This window comes from Xanthomonas theicola (genome assembly GCF_014236795.1).
GTDB classification, from domain to species: Bacteria; Pseudomonadota; Gammaproteobacteria; order Xanthomonadales; family Xanthomonadaceae; genus Xanthomonas_A; species Xanthomonas_A theicola.
On sequence record NZ_CP049017.1, the window covers coordinates 651,237 to 666,153 of the forward strand.

9 protein-coding genes and 2 pseudogenes are annotated in these 14,917 nt (G+C 70.6%); 9 read left to right on the top strand and 2 right to left on the bottom strand.

Going from position 1 to position 14,917, the window contains the following annotated elements; genetic code table 11:
* Positions 1–162: 162 nt before the first annotated feature.
* Positions 163–1,127 (bottom strand): annotated as a pseudogene (locus tag G4Q83_RS02865) (IS1595 family transposase).
* A gap of 112 nt (positions 1,128–1,239) precedes the next feature.
* On the opposite strand from G4Q83_RS02865, the pseudogene G4Q83_RS22885 reads away from it, so the two are divergent.
* The 5 genes and pseudogenes from G4Q83_RS22885 to G4Q83_RS02890 all read left to right on the top strand — a co-directional run.
* Positions 1,240–1,525 (top strand): annotated as a pseudogene (locus G4Q83_RS22885) (transposase); the annotation flags it as partial.
* Between the two features lie 100 nt (positions 1,526–1,625).
* Positions 1,626–1,904 (top strand): MerR family DNA-binding protein, encoded by a 279-nt coding sequence (locus tag G4Q83_RS02875; RefSeq protein ID WP_246432254.1) that lies wholly within the window; start codon positions 1,626–1,628, stop codon positions 1,902–1,904.
* Positions 1,905–1,951: 47 nt separating this feature from the next.
* Positions 1,952–4,357, top strand: a complete 2,406-nt coding sequence (locus G4Q83_RS02880) for a heavy metal translocating P-type ATPase (RefSeq protein WP_185817405.1) — start codon at positions 1,952–1,954, stop codon at positions 4,355–4,357.
* Between the two features lie 42 nt (positions 4,358–4,399).
* Complete coding sequence (locus tag G4Q83_RS02885) at positions 4,400–4,612, top strand: heavy-metal-associated domain-containing protein (protein WP_170069193.1); 213 nt, start codon at positions 4,400–4,402, stop codon at positions 4,610–4,612.
* Between the two features lie 146 nt (positions 4,613–4,758).
* Complete coding sequence (locus G4Q83_RS02890) at positions 4,759–5,874, top strand: PLP-dependent cysteine synthase family protein (RefSeq protein WP_128421176.1); 1,116 nt, start codon at positions 4,759–4,761, stop codon at positions 5,872–5,874.
* A gap of 3 nt (positions 5,875–5,877) precedes the next feature.
* Here G4Q83_RS02890 and G4Q83_RS02895 read toward each other — a convergent pair whose 3' ends face one another.
* A complete protein-coding gene (locus G4Q83_RS02895) occupies positions 5,878–7,344 on the bottom strand; it encodes an aminotransferase-like domain-containing protein (protein WP_158255056.1) in 1,467 nt (488 codons plus the stop codon).
* A gap of 269 nt (positions 7,345–7,613) precedes the next feature.
* Here G4Q83_RS02895 and G4Q83_RS02900 point away from each other — a divergent pair, with 269 nt between their 5' ends.
* From G4Q83_RS02900 to G4Q83_RS02915, 4 genes are read left to right on the top strand one after another with little or no spacing between them, the layout of a single operon-like run.
* Positions 7,614–9,971, top strand: a complete 2,358-nt coding sequence (locus tag G4Q83_RS02900; RefSeq protein WP_128421178.1) for a TonB-dependent siderophore receptor — start codon at positions 7,614–7,616, stop codon at positions 9,969–9,971.
* A 46-nt stretch (positions 9,972–10,017) separates the two neighbouring features.
* Positions 10,018–11,721: an ABC transporter ATP-binding protein/permease gene (locus tag G4Q83_RS02905; RefSeq protein ID WP_128421179.1), complete on the top strand. Its 1,704-nt coding sequence runs from the start codon at positions 10,018–10,020 to the stop codon at positions 11,719–11,721.
* A 41-nt stretch (positions 11,722–11,762) separates the two neighbouring features.
* Positions 11,763–12,098: a thioredoxin family protein gene (locus tag G4Q83_RS02910; RefSeq protein ID WP_128421180.1), complete on the top strand. Its 336-nt coding sequence runs from the start codon at positions 11,763–11,765 to the stop codon at positions 12,096–12,098.
* Positions 12,095–14,887: an alpha/beta hydrolase family protein gene (locus G4Q83_RS02915; RefSeq protein ID WP_211288331.1), complete on the top strand. Its 2,793-nt coding sequence runs from the start codon at positions 12,095–12,097 to the stop codon at positions 14,885–14,887. Before G4Q83_RS02910 ends, G4Q83_RS02915 begins: the two co-directional genes overlap by 4 nt.
* Positions 14,888–14,917: the final 30 nt, after the last annotated feature.

The following is a 14,917-nucleotide window of genomic DNA, read 5'->3' on the forward strand; positions in this document are numbered from 1 at the left end:
GAGGGGATGCGCAGAGAATACTGGAGTGATCGCCGCCGACAAGTGCCGGGGTTCTTGGTGTCGCCGGTGTGCGCAGGCCCTCTGGCCAGCAATCCGTTGGCAGGGGTGAACCCTCCCCCCGCTCAGAGCCTGTTCAAAGTCTTTCCGGATTAGCCCTGACTCTCAGTTGTGGGAATTGCTAGGCGCACGCAGAACCGGCTGCGGACAAGGCATGCACCGCATCATGGCGTTGGCAAGTCGCAGCAGCAGCTCGCGCAACTGGAATCTGCGATTGAAGCGGTAGGCGGCTTCGGCCAGATACCCGCCTTGCGTATTTGCCTTGTGCGACGGCGTGAGACACGCGGCGGATGGCGCGTTTGAGGTTGCCAGGCACCCCATTGACCCAGCGGGCGCCAGCCGCTTCGGTTGCAGCACGCCCTCTGCCGGCGTCCGGCGTGGTGTGCGCGTGGCCGGCATCCTCCAGGCGGCGGAAGCAGGCCAGCCCCTCGGTATGGACCTCGCATTCGGGCGCCAGGCGGCGCGCAGTCCAGTCCGTGAGCGAGGCATTGTCGAAGTTGCGCACCGGCGCGATCGCCACACGACTCGGCGCCGTGAAGGTGGCATCGGTCTACACCGCAATCAGGAACGATTGTTCGTTCTGCGATCCGCGCCCGGCCTGACCGCCGTGACGCTCGCCGCCCAGACAGGCATCGTCGATCTGCACAACACCAGACAGTTTCCGCGTGGCTTCGCGCTCGGCCATGGCCTGCATGATCTTGTGCTTCATCCGCCAGGCCGTCTTGTCGTTGACCGCCAGATGACGCATCAGCTCCAGCGCGGCCAGATTGGTTTTGGTCCAGGTCCACAGGGGCAAGGCCAGCATCCAGGCGCGCAGCGGCAAGTTGGGCGCCGGCAAACAGCGTGCCTGCCATCAGACGGGTCCGATGCCGGCACGCGCTGCATTGGTCGTAGATCGCAGCACCACGCTTGCAACGCGACCGCGCCCGCCCGGCACAGCAGGGACAGCGAAATCCCTGCGGCCACCGCCATTTGTACAGAGCGCGGTAGCACTTGGCCTCGGCGCCGTAGGACGCGAAAAACTCGGACATCGACAATCCCGCTTGGAACTGCACCGCATCGATGCTCATCACCCCACCTCATTGTCTTCAGATGACGGCAGCATCAACTCAGGGCGGCGCAGATCCTGCGACGGGTGGCTGAAGGTCAGGGCTGATCAGTTCGATCATGGACAACTAAGGTACGCACAAGACGGAGAAGGTCCGTGCCTGGTTGGCGGCCCATCCCCGCTGCCACGTCCGCTTCACTCCGACCTCGGCCTCATGGCTCAACCTGGTCGAACGCTTTTTCAGTCAGCTCAGTGAGCAGTGGATCAAGCGTGGCGCCCACACCCGCGTCAACGATTTGGAGCAGGCCATCTAAAGACTACATCGACCGCCACAACGAGAATCCGAAGCCTTTTGTCTGGCGCAAGAGTGCTGATTCCAGCATCACCCGCGTCGCACGGGCGGCTGCTAAACTTAATTGATATTTTTTGTGAGACGCCACATTATGTATCCCTTGAGGTATCGTTAGTTTTGGTCCCCCGCCCTATATGAAATCCAGTTAGATCAATGGGTTGGGTTGAAATGGACTCTGTGCCCATCATCCGCTGCGCCAAGGAGCCGGGATTTTCGCTGGAGGAGATCGGCGACCTGCTCACGCTGCGGAACGACCGCCTGCATGGCGTGGAGGGCATCGAGCAGCGCGCCAGCAAGCGCCTGCACGAACTGGACCGGCGCATCGCGCAGCTGACCGAGATGCGCGATGCGCTGGCCGTGCTGGTGGAGGAATGCCCGGGCAGCGGCGAACCCGAGGGCTGCCCGATCCTCGGCGATATCCGCCGCGCCGCCGCGCCAGCGCCGTGAACGCGGCAGCCTCCACCCCCAGCACGTTGAGCCTGCCGGTGCACGGCATGCGTTGCGCGTCCTGCGGCGTCGGCCTGGAGCAGGCGCTCAACCGGCTGCCCGGGGTCAGCGCGCAGGCCAACGTCGCCGCCGCGCGCGTGCGCCTGGACTACGACCCGCAGCAGGTGAATGCGCAGACGCTGTTGCAGCGCATCGACCAGGCCGGGTACACGGTGCCGACGCAGGCGCTGACACTGGAACTCAGCGGCATGAGCTGCGCATCCTGCGCCGCCGCGATCGAAGCGGTGCTGGCGAAGACGCCCGGGGTGATCGCCGGCAGCGTCAACCTGGCCGCGGCCAGGGCGCGCGTGGAGTACGTGCCGGGCATGGTCGAGCCGGCCGACATCGTCGCGCGGATCGGCAGGGCGGGCTTCGGCGCCAGCGTCCTGCGCGAGATGGACCAGATGCAGCTGGCAGCGCGCGACCACGCCGAGCGCCGCGCCTGGCGGTGGGAGCTGGGCCGCTTCGCCGCCGCGGCGCTGCTGACCTTGCCGCTGTTCGTGCAGATGGTCGGCATGCTGGATTTCTCCAGCATGGAGCATGCGCGCGGTGGCCAGCACGCCGAGCCGCTACCGCGCTGGCTGCAACTGCTGCTGGCCACGCCGGTGCAGTGCTGGCTCGGCGCGCGCTTCTACCGCGCCGGTTTCGTCGCCTTGCGCAACGGCCGCGCCAACATGGACGTGCTGGTCGCGCTCGGCACCAGCATGGCCTACCTGTACAGCGCCGCGGTCACCGTGTTCGGCTTGGCCGGGCAGCATGTGTACTTCGAGGCCAGCGCGTCGATCATCACCTTGATCCTGCTCGGGCGCCTGCTCGAGGCGCGCGCCCGGCGCAGGACCTCGTCGGCGATCCGCGCGCTGCTCGACCTCAAGCCGAAGACCGCCAGAGTGGAGCGCGCCGGCGCCATCGTGGAAATCGATGCCGCCGAGCTGCTGGTCGGCGAGGTGTTCGTGGTCGCCGCCGGCGAGCGTGTGCCGGTGGACGGCGAGGTGCTCGACGGCCGCTCCAGCGTGGACGAGGCGATGCTGTCGGGCGAGGCGATGCCGGTGGCCAAGGAGCCGGGCAGCCGCCTGTTCGCCGCCACCGTGAACCAGTTCGGCCTGTTGCGCGCGCGCGCCACCGGGGTCGGCGCCGACACGTTGCTGGCGCAGATCATCCGCATGGTCGATGCGGCGCAGGGGTCCAAGGCGCCGATCCAGCATCTGGTCGATCGCATCGCCGCGGTGTTCGTGCCGGCGGTGATCGCCATCGCCGCGCTCGCCCTGGCCGCGACCTGGCTGCTGAGCGGCAGCGTCGCCACCGCGCTGGTGCATGCGGTGGCGGTGCTGGTGATCGCCTGCCCGTGCGCGCTGGGCTTGGCCACGCCGGCCGCGATCATGGTCGGCACCGGCGTGGGCGCCCGCGCCGGCATCCTGATCCGCAACGCCGAGGTGCTCGAACGCGCCCGCGCGCTGACCACGCTGGTGGTGGACAAGACCGGCACCCTGACCGAGGGCCGGCCGCAGGTGACCGCGGTGGACGTGGCGCACGGCGGCGATGCCGGCGCGTTGCTGCGCCTGGCCGCGGCGCTGGAAGCCGGTTCCGCGCACCCGCTGGCGCAGGCGATCGTGCGCCGCGCCGGCGCCGACGGCGTGCGCGCGCCGGCGCCGGTCGCGCTGCCGGAGACGGTCGAGACGATGCCCGGCAAGGGCGTGCGCGGCCGCGTGGGCGCCCGCGAGGTGGCGCTGGGGTCGCTGGCGTGGATGCGCGAACTGGTCGCGCCGCCGCTGCTGGACGCGCTGCTGCTGCAGCGTGCGGACGAGGCGCAGGCGCAGGGCCAGAGCGTGGTCGGCGTTGCCCTGGATGGCCGGCTCGCCGGCTATATCGCCATCGCCGATCCGCTGCGCGCGAACGCCGCCGCGGCCGTGGCGCGGCTGCGGGCGCGCGGCATCGCAGTAGCGATGCTGACCGGCGACAACCGCCATGTCGCCCAGGCCGTCGCCGCGCGGGTCGGCATCGAGCGCGTGCAGGCCGAGGTGCTGCCGCAGCACAAGGCCGAGCAGGTGCGGCGCCTGCAGGCCGAGCGCGGCGCGCATGTCGGCATGGTTGGCGACGGCATCAACGACGCGCCGGCGCTGGCCGCCGCCGACGTCAGCTTCGCCATCGGCGCCGGTTCGGACATCGCGGTGGAAGCGGCCGACGTGGTGCTGGTGCATGGCGACCTGGGCGGCGTGGCCACCGCCATCGACCTGTCCGCCGCGACCTTGCGCAAGATCCGCCAGAACCTGTTCTTCGCCTTCGTCTACAACGTGCTCGGCATCCCGCTGGCGGCGTTCGGCCTGCTCAACCCGGTGCTCGCCGGTGCGGCGATGGCGCTGAGCTCGGTCTCGGTGCTGGGCAATTCCCTGCTGCTGAACCGCTGGCGGCCGCGCTGAGCGCAGCGCCGGCGGCGACGATGTTCCAACGAGGACACTGCAATGGGCCATATCGAACTGACGGTCCAGGGCATGACCTGCGGCGGCTGCTCGGTGCGGCTGCAACGGGTGCTGGAAGCCAGCGCCGGGGTCGCCGCGGCGCAGATCGTGCTGGACGGCGGGCGCGTCGGCGTCGACTATGACGACACCCGGACCGACGCGGCGGCGATCGAGCGCGCCATCGCCGACGCCGGCTTCGGCGTCGCCCCGCGTTGAGCGCCCGCGCGCGCGGCGGGCGCTCGACGCGCGCCCGGCCGCCGCCCCCCGGCAGGCGAACGTCGCCGCGCGTCGCCGTCCCGGTGCGGCCACGCGACCCGGCGGGCGTGTATCGTGGGCAAGATTTTTCCGGCCAGCGCACCGCCATGACCCCTCGCGATTGGGTGGCCAATGCCATCCAGAAGATCGAAGCCGATTTCAACCGCTCGGCCGACACCCACCTGATCCCGCTGGAGCTGCCCGGTTTCCCCGGCATCGACCTGTATTTCAAGGACGAGTCCAGCCACCCCACCGGCAGCCTCAAGCACCGTCTGGCGCGCTCGCTGTTCCTGTACGCGCTGGCCGACGGCTGGCTGTGCGAGGGGCGGCCGGTGATCGAGGCATCCAGCGGCTCCACCGCGGTGTCGGAAGCTTACTTCGCACGCCTGCTGGGGCTGCCGTTCATCGCGGTGATGCCGGCCACGACCTCGCCGGAGAAGATCGCCGCGATCGAGTTCCAGGGCGGGCGCTGCCACCTGGTCGAGCGCGCCTGCGACCTGCACGCCGACGCGGTGCAGCTGGCGCGCGAGACCGGCGGCCACTTCATGGACCAGTTCCTGTATGCCGAGCGCGCCACCGACTGGCGCGCCAACAACAACATCGCCGAGTCGATCTTCCGGCAGATGCAGGAGGAACCGCATCCGGTGCCGGAATGGATCGTGTGCAGCCCCGGCACCGGCGGTACCGCCGCCACGCTCGGCCGCTACGTGCGCTACCGCCGCCACGCCACCCGCATCCTGTGCGCGGACCCGGAAGTGTCGGTGTTCTTCGACGGCTACCGCCAGGCGCTGGCCGGGCGCGACCATGCCGCGCTGGCCAGCACCGGCGGCTCGCGCATCGAGGGCATCGGCCGGCCGCGGATGGAGTCGAGTTTCATCCCCAGCTGCGTCGATGCGATGGTCAAGGTGCCCGACGCGCTGGCCTTGGCGGCGATGCGCTACGTCAGCGCGCGCCTGGGCCGGCGCGTGGGCGGCTCCACGGGCACCAACTTCGTCGGCGTGCTGCACGCGGCGACGCAGATGCGCGAGCGGGGCCGCGGCGGCTCCATCGTCACCATCCTGTGCGACAGCGGCGAGCGCTACGCGCACAGCTACTACAACCGCGACTGGTACCTGCAGTACGGCATCCCGATGGAGGAGAACGACGCGGCGCTGGCCGCGGCGCTGGCCGCTGGCGCATTGCCGGCACTGCCGGCGGCCGCGCTCGAGGCCGGCGATCGTTGACCCTCAGCGCCGCGGCCGCGCGCCGGACCTGCGCGCGCTGGCGACCTCCTCCGCCAGCAGATCCAGCACGGGGTTGTCGCAGGCGACGGCGACGTTGATGCGCATGTAGGACGCGTAGCGGGGCGAATGGCTGAAGAAACCCCGCGCCGGCGCGGCGATGTGGCCGCGCCTGTCCAGGGCCTCGGCGATGCTGCGCGCGTCCACGCCCGCGCCCAGCGATAGCCACAGGTACATGCCGGCGCTGGCCCGCTCCGGAACGAAGCCGCGTTCGGCCAGCTGCACCAGCAGGCGCTGGCGCTTGTCGTACAGGCGCGATTGCAGGCGCTCGCAATGATGGCGGTACTTGCCTTGGGACAGCAGGTGGTGGACCAGCCGTTCGCCGATCACCGGGTTGCTGATCGCGCCGGCCGACTTGAACAGCGCGATGCGATCGGCGCACTCGGGGCGGGCGGCCAGGAACCCGGCGCGCAGGCCGGCGCCCAGCGTCTTGGAGAAACTGCCGACATGCACCACCCGACGCAACTGGTCCAGCGCCGCCAGCGGCAGCTGCCGGGCCAGGGTCGAGGACGGCAGCAGGTCGGCGTAGGCGCAGTCGTCGACCACCGTCAGGTCGAATTCCTCGGCCAGTTGCAGCAACTGGAACGCCTTGCTCGGCGACAGGCTGTCGCCGGTGGGGTTGTGCACCAGCGAGCTGCAGAAGAACGCCTTGGGGCGATGGCGCACGCAGGCTTCGCGCAGCGCATCGATGTCCGGGCCGTCGGCGTGGCGCGGGATCCACGCGAATTCCAAGCCGTTGGCGAGCAGTCGCTGCAGGTGCACCGACGGCGCCGGATCCTCGACCAGCACCCAGCTGCCCGGGTGCAGGTGCGACCAGATGAACAGGTGCAGCGCGTCCACCGCGCCGGCGCAGCTCACGATCTGGCCCGGGTCGGCCTCGACGCCGTATTCGCGCAGCTTCAGCTGCAGTTGCTGGCGCAGCGGCAGGTAGCCGCGCACGTCGGCGTAGCCGGCCAGGGCCGGGATCGACCCGGCGCCGATGGCGCGGATCGCCGAGGCCAGCGCCGGCCTGTCCAGCCACGCCTCCGGCAGCGTGCCGCAGCCGATGCGGCGCTCGTAGGGCACTTCGGGATAGAGCAGCCCGCGCCAGTCTTGTTCGGTGGTGCCGGGCTGGAGCCAGGATGGGCTCGGCGCCGGCGGTCGCCGGTAGCGGACGTAGAAGCCGGAACCGCGGCGCGCTTCTAGATAGCCGCGCGCCACCAGCTTGTCGTAGGCGCGCAGCGCGGTCTGGATGCTGACCCCGGCCTGCCGCGCCAGTGCGCGTACCGACGGCAGGCGGCTGCCCACCGGCAACTGGCCGCCGCGGATGCATTCGATCAACGCTTGCGCGATCCGGTCGACCCGGGTCGCGCCGGCGGCGGCCGACCCGGCCTGGACGGCGTCGGCATCGATGTCGGTCGAGAATGTGTCCATAACGCAAGGGAATGACGAGGCGCTTGTCACGCCCGGATTTGCTCGCTGCCGCCGAATTGTTGGTGTCAGACGTTTATAACAGTTTTGCCAAAAAGGCGGCGATGTGTTGCGGCTCCAGCGCGACGGCGTGGCTATAGTCGGTCCTCCAGTCCCTTCACTGTCTGGCGGGGAAAGCGGCAATGCCGCAGTGAAAGCGGAATGTCCCGGTGTCATCGCCCGGAGCAGCGGCAGCGCCGCTCCCATTCACGACTTCGTCCAGGAGAAGCGCAATGCCCAGCCTGCCCAGCCATCGTTTCGCCGTCCCGGTCTCATTGCTGTGCGCGGCGCTGTGCCTGGCGACGGCGCTGCCGGTGCACTCCCAGTCCGACGCCGTGCCCGGGGCCGAGGCGGCCGGCGACTATGCGCTGCCGGCAGGTCCGCTAAGCAGCGCATTGCGCGAGATCGCGCGGGTCAGCGGCCGGGCCGTGCGCTTCGACGACGCGGACGTGCGCGGCCGGCAGGCGCCGACGCTGCAGGGCCGGCTGGCGGCGGTGGAGGCGGTGCAGCGTGCGATCTCGCAGAGCGGGCTCAGCATGCGCAGCGCCGCCGGCGGGGAACTGGTGGTCTTCGTTCCGTGGCTCGATGCGGTGCGGGCCGTGGCCAGGCGCGACCAGGCCGAGACCGAGTTCAAGGCCGACCGCTCCGATACCACCTCGCGCAGCGGCAACAGCCTGATGGATACCCCCGCCGCGGTGACGGTGATCACCAGCAAGGTGTTGGAAACCCAGCAGGCGACCTCGATCACCGAGGCGTTGGCCAACGCCAGCGGCGTGGTCGTGCAGCAGAACCTGCAGGGCACGCCGAGCTTCAGCGTGCGCGGCTACGGCGATACCTACAACAATTTGTCCACCAACGTGATGAGCAACGGCATCAACGATCCCGACGGCACCAGCACCAGCGTCTACGGGGTCGAGCGGATCGAGGTGCTGAAGGGGCCGCAGGCGATCCTGATCGGTGCGCGAACGCTCGGCGGCGCAGTCAACATCGTCACCAAGAAGCCGCAGGCCGAGACCGCCGGCCAAGTCAGCCTGCAGTACGGCAGCCACAACGATCGCACCGTCGCCGCCGACGTCGGCGGGGCGCTGAACAAGGATGACCGGCTCAGTGCCCGGGTGATCGGCGCCTGGACCGGGGCCGGCGGTTCGGAGGGCGACTACGACGGCCGTCGCGACCGCTTCGTCATGCCGCAGATCCGCTGGAAGGACGAGAACACCGACCTGCTGGTCGGTGCGTCCTACGACAAGCAGCGCAATCCAGCCAATCGCTACGGTTTCGCCTGGGACGGTCGCATCCAGCCGCTGCCGGGCCGCCGCCTTGGCCGCGCCAACGACGGCATCGACACCAAGAACCGGCGTCTGTTCTACAGCTTCGAGCAGCGTATCGGCGAGCATTTCACCTTGGTCAGCAGCGCCGAGCGCGCGCTCGGCACGGTCGATCTGCACTTGCAGTCCCCGCTGGTGGTGCTCAGCCCGGCCGCCGCGCTGGCGCTGTACTCGCCGCTCAGCAACCTCACCGATTTCAACAGCACCAGCGGCGACCACTACCTGCGCAGCGAGTTCGCGACCGGGCTGCTGCAGCACACCCTGTCCACCGGCCTCAGCCATTACCAGGGGACCCAGCAGATCGACGCCTACCAGGGCGGCATGGCGCCGGTGAGCCTGTATACCGCCAGCGCCGACGACTTCCCGGCGATGGCCTCACGCGCCGTGCCGAGCGACATCTACCGGATCGGCTACAAGCAGTTCGGTGTCTATGCACAGGACCTGATCGGCTGGAAAGACACCACGCTGCTGCTCAGCGTGCGCCGCAGCCGCTACGAAGAAGGCCCCTCCAGCACCACGATCGCCGGTAACGCCAATGCGGCGGTCAGCGCCAAGCAGACCTCCGACAAGACCCTGCCGGGGGTCGGCCTGGTGCAGCGGCTGGCGCCCTGGGCTTCGGTCTATGCCAGCTATACCCAGGGGTTCTCGCCGAGTTTCGGCAATGCCTGCGACGGCGGCGCGCCGAAGCCGCGCAGCAGCGAGAACCGCGAGATCGGCGCCAAGTTCGACCTGGCCGACGGTCGCCTCGGGATCACCACCGCCGGGTTCGAGATCAAGGACAAGAACGCCGCCGAGTACAACATCGCCCTGCGTTGCTACACCTTCGTGCCCTCGCAGGTCACCAAGGGCTTCGAACTGGACCTGCAGGGCCGGCTGGCGCCGGGCTGGAACACGATCTTCAACTACACCTACTCCAAGACCGACAACCCCAGCAACCCGGCCCGGTATTTCCCCGGCAAGCCGCGCAACTCGGCCAGCCTGTGGAGCACCTACGATTTCCAGGACGGCGTGCTCGCGCGCTGGGGCCTGGGCCTGGGCGTGACCGCTCGCAGCGACAGCCCCGGCACGAACAGCAACAGCTATCGCCTGCCGGGCGGCGCCTCGGTCGACACCCGCGTCTACTACCGGCAGGACCGCTGGCGGCTGACGCTGGGAGTGAAGAACGTGTTCGACCGCCTGCTGTACGGCGCGGCGACCACCGAAACCTATATCCCGGTGCTCGACGGGCGCACGTTCATGGCCACCTGGCAGTGGAACGTCCTGTGAGGCGGGCTGATCGCCTGGGCGTGGCGGCCGCCAGCGAGAGCGATCGATGAAACAGGGTTCGGCCGGCGCTGCCGGGCAGGTGGGATTCTGGCGGCTGATCTGCCCATACTGGGGCTCGGAGCGGCGCTGGCTGGCGCTGACCCTGGCAGGGGCGGTGCTGGCGATCGCCTTCACCCAGGTATCGGTGGCGCTGTGGCTGAACCGGCTGGCCGGCCAGCTCACCGACGCCCTGCTGCTGCGCGACTGGCAGGCGCTCAAGCCGGTGTTTCTGGAGACCCTGCTGGCGGCGATGCTGAGCGTGGCGATGAGCAACGGTGGACGCCTGCTGCGACAGTGGCTGGCCTTCGACTGGCGCAGCTGGCTGACCGCCTCCTACCTGGACCGCTGGACCCGTGGCAAGGTGTTCTACGAGATCGAGCGAGCGGGCACGCTGGACAACGCCGACCAGCGCATCGCCGAGGACATCGACGAATTCACCACCAAGACCCTGGACCTGGCGCTGAACTGCATCGTCGCCAGCGTCAACATCGTCACCTTCTCGATCGTGCTGTGGGGGCTGTCGGGGGTGCTGCAGGTCCCGCTGGGCGGGATCACGGTGGCGATCCCTGGCTACATGTTGATCGCCGCGGTGCTGATAGTGCTGGTCGAGCTGGCGATCACCCATTGGCTGGGGTGGCCGCTGATCGGCCTGAACATGCGCAAGAAGCAGGTCGAGGCCGATTTCCGCCATCTCGGCATGCAACTGCGCGAATACGCCGAGCAGATCGCCTTCTATCACGGCCAGCGGGTCGAGCGCGAGCGGTTGGGCCGGCGCTGGCGCGCGGTGCACGGCAACTGGCGCGCGCTGCAGTGGCGCACCGCCAAGTTCCTGTTCGGCCGCGACCTGTTCGCGGAGACCAACGTGGTGATCCCGACCCTGCTGGCGATGCCGCGTTACCTGTCCGGGGCGATCAGCCTTGGCGGCGTCACCCGCAGCGCCGGCGCCTACAACTCGGTGCGCTCCAGCCTGATGTTCTTCGTCACCGCCTACGAGATCTTCACCCAGTGGCGCGCGGCCGGCAACCGCCTGGGCGCGCTGGCCGCGGCGATGGCGCGCGCCGAGCACAGCGGCGAGCAAGCACGGATCGTCCATGCAGCCGCCGGCGGGCCGGTGCTGAGCACCGGCACCCTGCAGTTGTGGGCGCCCGACGGCGGCTTGCTGGCGCAGCTGCCGCCGCTGCGGATCGAGCGCGGCCAACGCTGGCTGCTGCGCGGGCGGTCCGGCGCCGGCAAGAGCAGCGTGCTGCGCGCGCTGGCCGGGCTGTGGCCGTTCGGCCAGGGACGCATCGGCCTGCCGGACGGCGCGAGCCTGTTCGTGCCGCAGCGCAGCTACGTGCCCGAAGGCAGCCTGAAGGCCGCGCTGTGCTACCCCGGCCGGGCCGAGGACTTCGACGATGCGCGCTGCCTGGAGGCGCTGCGCGCCTGCGGCCTGCCGCAGCTGGGCGGCTGCCTGCACCAGCGCGCGCGCTGGCAGCAGCGGCTCTCCGGCGGCGAGCAGCAGCGGCTGGCGTTCGTGCGCGTGTTGCTGCAGCGCCCCGATTTCGTGTTCCTCGACGAGGTCACCAGCGCGCTCGACGAGGACGCCGAGCGCGAACTGTACGCGCTGCTGTTCGAGCGCCTGCCCGACAGCGCCATCGTCAGCGTCGCCCACCGCGCCAGCGTCGCCGCCCTGCACGACGACAGCGTCGAGGTGCGGCCGGCGCCGCGCTAGGCGCCGATCCCTTCCCACCGCTTCACCATGGAACGTCCCCGATGAGCGATTCGATCCAAACCTTCACCGACGCCAGCCTGGAACCGGCGCTGGCGGCCGGCGGCGTGCTGCTGCTGGACTTCTGGGCCGAGTGGTGCGCGCCCTGCCGGGCGCTGGCGCCGGTGCTGGACGACATCGCCGACGAATACGCCGGCGCGGCCGCCATCGGCAAGATCAACGCCGACCAGAACCCGACCGCGGTCGCCCGCTACGGCGTGCGCGGGCTGCCGACGCTGCTGCTGCTGGTCGACGGGGTCGAGCGCGGGCGCATCGTCGGGCTGAGCTCGCGGACCCGGATCGCCGCGTTGCTGGACGCGCAGCTGGATGCGCAGACATGAGTGCGTTCGCCGGCGATCCGCATCGCCAGGGGCAATGGCGCAACCGACTGCGCGCGGCGATCGCCGCCGACCGCATCGGCCAGCATCCGCTGCACGTCGACGGCGAGCGCGCCAGCGTGGTCGCCTGCCTGATCGATGGTACCGACCTGCAGGCATGGGACGCGCAGGGACTGCCGCGCTGGCTGGCGCTGGCGATCGACGGTGTGCTCGCCGAACTGCCCAGCCGCGCCGACGCCGCCGCCGCCGGGGTGTACCTGGTCGAGGCGTTGGTGGCTGGCGCCGACTACGCCGCCGATGGATCGCGGCTGCTGCTGCAACTGCTCGAGGATGCCCTGGACGCGGCCAGGCATGCCGATGCCGGCGCCGAGACGGACGCGCTGCAGCTTGAACTGCAGCGGCTGATCGCCTTGCATCGCCAATGCGGCGATGGTCAGGCCGTGGCGCCGGCGTCCTGGCGCGCACTGCGGCGGCGGGCGACCGCGCTGACCGACTGTCTGGCGCCCGGCCTGCCGCGGCTGGCCGGCGCGTGCCTGGAGGTAGCCGCCTGGGATCCGCGGCAATCGCGCGCGGCGGTGCTGGACACGCTGCGGGCGTGGGTGGCGCTGCGCTGCGAACAGGCGCTGCGGCGCTGGGGTTGGAGCGCGCAGGACGAGGCCGAGGTGCAGCGGCGCCTGGCCGAAGCGCACGCTCGCGCGCTGGCCGCCGGTGCCGACCCCGCCCGCATCGATGCCTTCGCCCTGCTGCGTCGGGCCTATCCGGCGCTGGAGGCGCGGTTGCGGCAGAAGCTGGCGCAGGAACGTCTGCAGCGGCCGCAGGCCTGGGCGCAGGCGCTGGCGCGGCTGCTGCTGCAACTGCAGGCGTCGGCGCCTGCCGGCGCGGCGCGGCGGCAGGGGCCGCCGCCGCCGCTGATCCCGCGCGAGGATCTGTTCGCCGAGCCGGAGCGCTCGCAGCTGCGGATCAGCCCGGACGGCCGCTGGTTGGCGTGGCTGAGCGTCGGTGCGGGCGTCAGCAACCTGTGGGCGGCGCCGCTGCAGGATCCGACGCAGGCGCGCCCGTTGACCTTCGACGGCCGCCGCGGGATCTCAAGCTATCGCTGGAGCTGGCGTCCGGGGCTGTTGTTGTTCGCGCAGGACCGCGACGGCGACGAGAACTGGCGGCTGTACGCGGTCGCCGCCGACGGCGGCGCGGCGCGGCCGTTGACCCCGGCCGGCGGCGTCCGCGCCAGCCTGGCGGCGGTCAGTCGCCTGCACCCGGACACGGTGCTGGTGTCGCTCAACGCACGCGACCCGCGCTGGCCGGACCTGTACCGGCTGGAGTTGGAAAGTGCGACGCTGACCCTGCACCAGGCCAATCCTGGCATGGCCCGCTTCGTCATCGACGACGACTACCGGGTGCGGCTGGCGGTGCGCAATGAGGCCGACGGCGGCGCCACCGTGCTGCGCCGCCACGAAGGAGATTGGCGGCCGTGGCTGAGCTACCCGGCCGAGGACGCGCGCACTTCCGGCCCCAGCCACTACGGTGGCGACGGCGAGCGGCTCTACCTGTACGACAGCCGCGGCCGCGACACCGCCGCGCTCTACGAGGTGGCCGGCGCGGCGGGCACGCTGCGGCTGATGGCCGCCGATCCGCTGGCCGACCTCGGCGGGCTGCTGACCGACGCCGCCGAGCACCGTCCCGGCGCGGTCGCACTGACCCGGCTGCGGCCGAGCTGGTTGGCGCTGCAGCCGTCCCTGCAGGAGGAACTGGACTGGCTCGAGCAACGGCTGCCCGGGCAGTGGACGCTGGATAGCCGCAGTGGCGACGACCGCCTGTGGCTATTGCAGTCCGGCGACGACGACGACCCTGGTGCCAGCTGGCTCTACCGGCGCGATCGGCGTCGTCTGGAACGCTTGCAACTGCACCGGCCGCGGCTTGCCGGACGGCCGCTGGCACGGATGCGGCCGCAGCTGATCGGCGCCCGCGACGGGCTGGCGCTGGTCGCCTACCTGAGCCTGCCGATCGAGGCCGAGATCGCCCCCGCGTGGGCCGCCCGACCCCTGCCGCTGGTGCTGCTGGTGCATGGCGGACCCTGGTCGCGCGACGGTTTCGGCTACAACGCGCTGCATCAATGGCTGGCCAACCGCGGCTATGCGGTGCTGTCGGTGAACTTCCGTGGCTCCATCGGCTTCGGCAAGGCGTTCCTCGACGCCGGCAACGGCGAATGGGGACGGCGCATGGACGAGGATCTGGAAGATGCGGTGCAGTGGGCGATCGACCGCGGCATCGCCGACCCGGCGCGGCTGGCGATCTTCGGCGCCAGCTACGGCGGCTATGCGGTGCTGTCGGCGCTGACCCGTTACCCGGACCGCTACGCCTGCGGCATCGACGTGGTCGGGCCGTCGAACCTGGAAACCCTGCTGGCGGCCATTCCGCCGTACTGGGAGGCCGCACGCGCGATGCAGTACCGCGCCATCGGCAATCCCGAGACCGAGCACGGCCGTGCGCTGCTGCGCGAGCGCTCGCCGCTGCACCGTGCCGGACGCATCCGCGCGCCGCTGCTGATCGCCCAGGGCGGCAACGATCCGCGGGTGAAACAGGCCGAGTCCGAGCGGATGGTGGCAGCGCTGCGCGGCAATGGCATCGCAGTCGAGTACGCGTTGTACCCGGACGAGGGCCACGGCTTCGTGCGCGAGTCCAACCGGATGTCGTTCAACGCACTGGCCGAGGCGTTCCTGGCGCGCCACCTGGGCGGGCGGGCCGAACCCGCGCCCGCGGGCGGTTTCCCTGGCAGCAGCCTGCGACTGTGCTGAGCGCAGCCGGCCGAACCCGGTCGTCCCTTG